This is a genomic window from Okeania sp. SIO2F4, from assembly GCF_010672385.1.
GTDB lineage: Bacteria > Cyanobacteriota > Cyanobacteriia > Cyanobacteriales > Microcoleaceae > Trichodesmium.
On the sequence record NZ_JAAHGT010000585.1, the window covers coordinates 1 to 6,128 of the forward strand.

Annotated in this window: 3 protein-coding genes; 2 read left to right on the plus strand and 1 reads right to left on the minus strand. The window is 33.9% G+C overall.

The features are described from left to right. Positions 1 to 582: 582 nt before the first annotated feature. Positions 583 to 1,992, minus strand: coding sequence for a UDP-N-acetylmuramoyl-tripeptide--D-alanyl-D-alanine ligase (locus tag F6K22_RS28050; RefSeq protein ID WP_293105688.1), 1,410 nt, complete (start codon positions 1,990 to 1,992; stop codon positions 583 to 585). A 1,438-nt stretch (positions 1,993 to 3,430) separates the two neighbouring features. Here F6K22_RS28050 and F6K22_RS28055 point away from each other — a divergent pair. Together F6K22_RS28055 and rpsU are read left to right on the plus strand one after the other, a co-directional pair. Continuing rightward, positions 3,431 to 4,729 (plus strand): hypothetical protein, encoded by a 1,299-nt coding sequence (locus F6K22_RS28055; RefSeq protein WP_293105686.1) that lies wholly within the window; start codon positions 3,431 to 3,433, stop codon positions 4,727 to 4,729. Positions 4,730 to 5,170: 441 nt separating this feature from the next. Further along, a complete protein-coding gene (gene rpsU, locus F6K22_RS28060; RefSeq protein ID WP_293105687.1) occupies positions 5,171 to 5,347 on the plus strand; it encodes a 30S ribosomal protein S21 in 177 nt (58 codons plus the stop codon). Positions 5,348 to 6,128: the final 781 nt, after the last annotated feature.

The following is a 6,128-nucleotide window of genomic DNA, read 5'->3' on the forward strand; positions in this document are numbered from 1 at the left end:
CGCAATAGAAGGAAAATTTCACTACCCATCACCTCCAGCAGGGTGCTTCATAAAATGAATTAACTATTGCTCTATACGCAATAGTTGGAAAATCTCACTACCCATCACCTCCGCATGGTGCTTCATAAAATGTATTGACTCTGGTTCTATAAGCAATAGTTAACTGGGGGTTACTCGTCTATGTACATGAGTATTTGTTCAACTAAATTTCCTTGCCCGGAGGCAATCAAAGATTCAGTGATTTTTCCCAAGAGCAATAGCAACATATTTTCATTTTGTGAAGCACTCTATAAATACTTGCTTTTCCCCGATCAAATCTTTCCTCAGTCAAAAATCACCAATACTTTCATTTTCTTAAGCTCAAAAAAAATCCCGCGTCAAAGGATTTTTGGTTGTATCCCCAGAATTTTTGTGATATGATAAAAGTTAACTGGGGTTACTTGCCTATAGCCATGACTATTTATTCAACTAAAGATAGTATGGCTTCGACCGCGATAGAACGACCTTCCGCTTTGCTAGGCATATAAACGCGATCAAATAAGATACAACCGTGACAGGTATCTTGCTTGTGCTACAAATACATTACCCATTAATTAAAATATCGACTACTTTATTTAACTCCACAGAATGAGAAGCTTTAAAAAGAACTAGATCGCCTGGTTGTAAAAACTCTTGTAAATGTCTAGCTAAATTCTGGTGAGCATCATCAGCAGTAATATCTTCTACTTCTATAAACTGTAAACTAGCAGCACCTGTAGCCATTGCTTCTGCTTCCTCAAAATCAGCCAAAATAAATAAACCATCAATATTCAAATTTCGTACAACATTACCAACTTGTTGATGAAATAAAATTGATTTATCTCCCAACTCTTTCATAGTTCCCAACACAGCAATATGACGTTTTCCCGGAGTTTCAGCTAATAAATTCAGAGCAGCTATCATTGACTCTAATCCAGCATTATAACTTTCATCTAAAATCACAATATCATTCTCTAAATCATATCTTTTTGCCCTACTTCCTGGTAAATTAACCGATAAATTATTAGTCAAAGGTTCAAATAAAGTTTTTGTCGAAATATTTTTTCCATGAAGCACTTTCAAAACTGCCAATGCTGCCAAATAATTAGAAGCATTATGACTACCAAGTAAAGGTAAAGGTAAATCCACACCCTCAACATTTATAGTTTCAGAATCAATTAAATTTCCTTGTAAATTTCCCCCTTCTAAACCATAAGTAAAAGTTTCTCCAGACCAAACCTTAGCCGCAGTTTCTATCAACCGTTGATTATCATAATTCAGAATAGCAATACCACTATCAGACATTTCTCTTAATAATTCACACTTAGCCTCAGCGATCGCTTCAACAGAACCCAAACGACCAATATGAGCAGTACCAACATTAGTAATTAAGCCAATTGTCGGATTGGCAATATGTGTTAATTCTGCTATTTCTCCAGGTCCTCGCATCGCCATTTCTATCACAGCATAATTATCATCAGCAGAAAGTCGTAGTAGAGTTTTAGGTACACCTATTTCATTATTATAGTTAGCTTCAGTTTTCAGGACTTGACCTTGAGTTGCCAAAACTTCAGCAATTAATTCCTTAGTAGTTGTTTTACCGACTGAACCAGTGACTGAAATCACAGGAATATCAAATCTATCTCGCCACCAACGAGCAATTTTTTGGTAAGCTTTTAAAGAATTTTCTACCTGTAATATAGGTACATTATTTGAGAGTTGTTCAACCTCATTATTTAAGGTATATTCATGTTCAAGAATCACACAAGAAGCACCTTTTTCAATTGCCTCCTTTATAAAGTTATGGCCATCAAAATTTTCGCCTCGTAATGCCAAAAATCCTTCACCAGATTGTAAGTTACGAGTATCTGTGTTTATACCTGTAATTAATTTTTTTTCTGGAATCTCAAAATCTGTAAGTGTTGTAGCAGTCAAGATTTCAGTTAGTTGGAATAGGGTAATGCGACAAACCATAGCTATTGGCATTCCTCCTGAAAGATGTGTAATAATTATATAAGAGTATTTGTTATTGTTGAACTAAACTTATTTTCTGGAATATAACTGAGTAACCAAAACAAAATCAAAAGTTTAAATAATTCTCAAAAGTTATAGAGAATATTTTTTTGTAGCTTGGCAAATATTGTCATAATGTTGAACTCAGATGAGGCAAAAATCTCAGATTGTATTACTCTAATCTAAAGCAAAATTATGACAAAGCCTAGTAGTCTTTAATTGTCAAAAATAGGATATATCATGACCATGAATAGGTTGTGAATAAATCTAGGTTGTTGACCCATGTCTAAACCTTTATATTTTCCCAGACTTTTATCTAAGGTTACTTTTCATGTCCTATTTAGGATAGCTGTATTCATTAATGGATATTAATGGATAATAGATAATTACCTCTCCCTAAAACATATTGGATTGACGCGGAGCGTGAAAATTTTTTCTTCTCGAGAGGAGATTGGATATGGCTAGGTTTCCCCACCATCCCATCCTAAGGTCATGCTCCGCAAACGAGAGGCTTTTTACTTTAATTATTCGGTAATTTAAGTTTTCTCTGACCTCTCTGTGGGTAATACCATGCATGAAAAAAGAATGTTACGAATAATAAACAGTATTAAAAGACTCGATCGTCCATGTCTATTTGACGAAAAATATAAATTACGACATAAAAAATATAGCAATCCTATTTAAGTTGTAATATTTTGGTGGTAGTTAGTCCTCAGTCCTCAGTCCTCATGAGTCAGAATTTTCAAGGTTTTTCCTTAATATTAACTATTCTCAAAATTTTCACAAATCATTTAGGATTGCTATAGTATAAAACCTATTAATTATGACTCGGTCTGACTGACTTCCCCTCCTCGGAGGGGTTAGGGGTGGGTTGACTTCCAAGAAATAGCCTAACTATTTGCAGCAAACATTTATCAATTTGGTATAACAGCAAGTTCCATATACTAAACCCTTAGCTCCTTGGCAATTAATATCTATGAACATAGTTAATCATCTATTAATACCAATACTCCAAAAATGTGGTATTTTTGATGCTGATGGTAATCAAATAGTAAAAAATTCTATTTAGTTCAGAAGTTGGTAATTATTTATGACTCAGTTCAATTAATATCTATATTACCTAATTTTCGCAAAATCTTTACCAAAACTTTATAAAAACTCCGTAAATTTTGAAGATAATAAGACTAATAGAAATTAGTCAAACGTGTAATTAAAGTGTTAGGCGCTGCCAGATATGATTTTTTATGAGAAAGAATCTAGATACAAACTATATATAGTAAAGTCAATAGCTATCAGATCGGAAATCCTATAGACAACTCGATCAAAACCAGAGATTAGCAATTGTTCCCATAGCTAACGAGAGTGGAATAGAAAAAAAATAAATTGGGGAAGATGTAAAATGAAAAACTTTATTGATGAATATAAACAAGACAAATCCCAGTATGAACAGTATATCTATAACCATTTTCTCCAATTGATAGACCTAGAGTCATCAGAAGAGATAATTGAAAGGTTTAGGATTTTATTTATTAATGGTTCTGGATATCCTGACACAGAGGTAGCTAAAGCACTCGAAAGAATTATTGCATTATTGCAAGTTGAAGAAGAATTTAATTTTATCCTAAATCGCTGTTGTCATATAGTTATTAATAGAAAACGACCCTATAACTATAAAAAAGATGTGTTGCTAGACTTAATTAAACTTTTTGATAGTATCAAGAATAAAACAGTACACCGTTACTATGGTTCCCGCAGTAGCAAGAAACTATTTGACCTGGTTAAGGCATTCACAACAAGTGAGCAGTATTTTACTTTAAAACGTTTTGCAGAATTAATAAACCAAGAAACCAGAAGTTATAGAAACACTCATAGTGCTTTAGCTCAACCTTTGAGAACTCTAATTCCACGTTATCCTTACTTATACCAACATTGTTTAATTACCTCAGACAATAGCTATGAACATCAGCAAGCTATTAAAAAGATGCAACGACAAAATCAGAAAAAATTTGAAATAAATTTATCCCACTATGTCACTCATCAAATTAGGCATCGGAGAATAACTACCTCAACCTTTACAGAGTCTAGTTGGAAAAATACAAACAAAATTCAAAATCCTACTCTTTTGAGCGATCGGGAATTATTATCAGCTATTAGACAATTTGTAGGTAAAGTTGAAAATGGTTATAACTACCAAGATTATGCCAAAAGTTTCCTAACTCATGCCAGGCAACCTCAATCTTATCGTTGCTTTAAAGAAAGCTTCTATGAATACTTAAGTTCATCATTTGATGCAGACTCCAGGTATATTAAGTATCAGTTCAAAGACAAACTATATAAGCAACTAAAAAATACCATGCCTCACAATGATGATCAACAATTTAATGACTTTTTACTGATGAGAACCTGTAATCAAATGTTAGGGTTTTTGGTTGTAGAAAGCATTCAAAAACCACAGCACTTTTTATTTCTTAACCTGATGGCCAACATGGGTCCAATAGCAACTACCAGTCTCCTCCTAAAAATAGTTTTAGTTTGCTATAGAGTCAAACCATACCTAGAAAAGCGATTGGCAATACTATTTAACCATTATGAAGCATCTACAAGAGAAGCAGTGAGATGGCTGGTGAAAGCATTAGAAAATATACAAGTTGCCTTAAGTACCAACTTTGGCAGGACCGATCTATCTTTTATTCATTAAAAGATTTGAGAGTTTTCTGAACAAGGCGATAATAATATTATCACAAGACAAAATTCAAACAAGATACCTAAAGTAAAATAACCTGAAAAACTATATAAAATATTTACCGAATAATTAATAATTAATAATTAATAATTATTAATTAAATACCTTGGTTAAAAGCCGACCCTAATAGGGGAAGAAAAGTGCTAGGATATTTCCTGATATTCAATTCCGTTGCGGTTTTCCTTGAGGTAATTATCCATTATCCATTATCCATTATCCATTAATGAACCTCCTCCTAAATCCTGATTCCTAACTCCCACCAATCCAAACTTTGTAGCAATATTTTCTGAAACTGGTATAACTTAGCTTAGGGAATAATTTGGCAACTAGCTTGCACCTATAGGTAAACTATTAATAACTAAATTATAGGCGAAGTACAGAACAATAGAAAAAGTAATGACCCAAGTGTTACTCAACGAAAACGAAGGAATAGAGTCCATCCGGCGATTCAAACGTCAAGTTTCCAGAGCAGGTATTCTTGCAGATGTGAAAAAGCGTCGATACTTTGAAACCCCTCAAGAAAAACGTAAGAGAAAGGCAGTAGCAGCACGGCGTAAAAAACAGTTTTATTAAAGTATTACTTGATAGCTAAAAAATTCATCAGATATATTTAAAATTTTGATTAGGGTTAAGAAATTTTAGCCTAAAGGTTTTGTTACTGTGGCTAAACTTATCAAAACTCTAATTATATATAGCAATTCCCAGCTCTGAGTGAGGTAGAAAATTCAAGGATGAAAAGGGAACATAAAACAAGAGAGAAATGCTATAAACAGCCGTTTTGCTCCGCAACATCAAAAGTGTTTAGTCTGTCGCTGACATGAATCCGGAGCATTGCGTAAAAAAACTTTGCGCCAGTAAAATTTACACTACTAATTTTAAAAAATATAGTAGGGATATTAAAGTATAATTTAAAAATATTAAAATATGAACTGTTGACTGATAAAGAATAATAGGAAACATAGAAAATGAGAGAGAGTAGGAAATTTTTATGGAATCTCCTTACAAGAATATTTTATTTATAACTGATTATCAATTAATGATATAAGTATTTCATTAATTGATAATGGCGAACTTGATAATTACAAGAAGGTTAAAACCCTACGGGAATTGAATATAAGGAAATATTATTTCTTCTCTCTTGGGAGATTTGAGGCAAGCGTTTGCGCTTCGCAAAGCTTCGAAGTTCGCGTAGCGTCCCGGAGGGAACGGAGACCTCGCCATCCCATCCTAACGGACTGCTCCGCTTGCCGACCGCTGTCTTGGTCGATTGGAGGCAAGCGTTCGCGTAGCGTCCCGGAGGGAACGGAGACCTCGGCATCCCATCCTTCGGAATGCTCCACTTGCCGACAGCTGA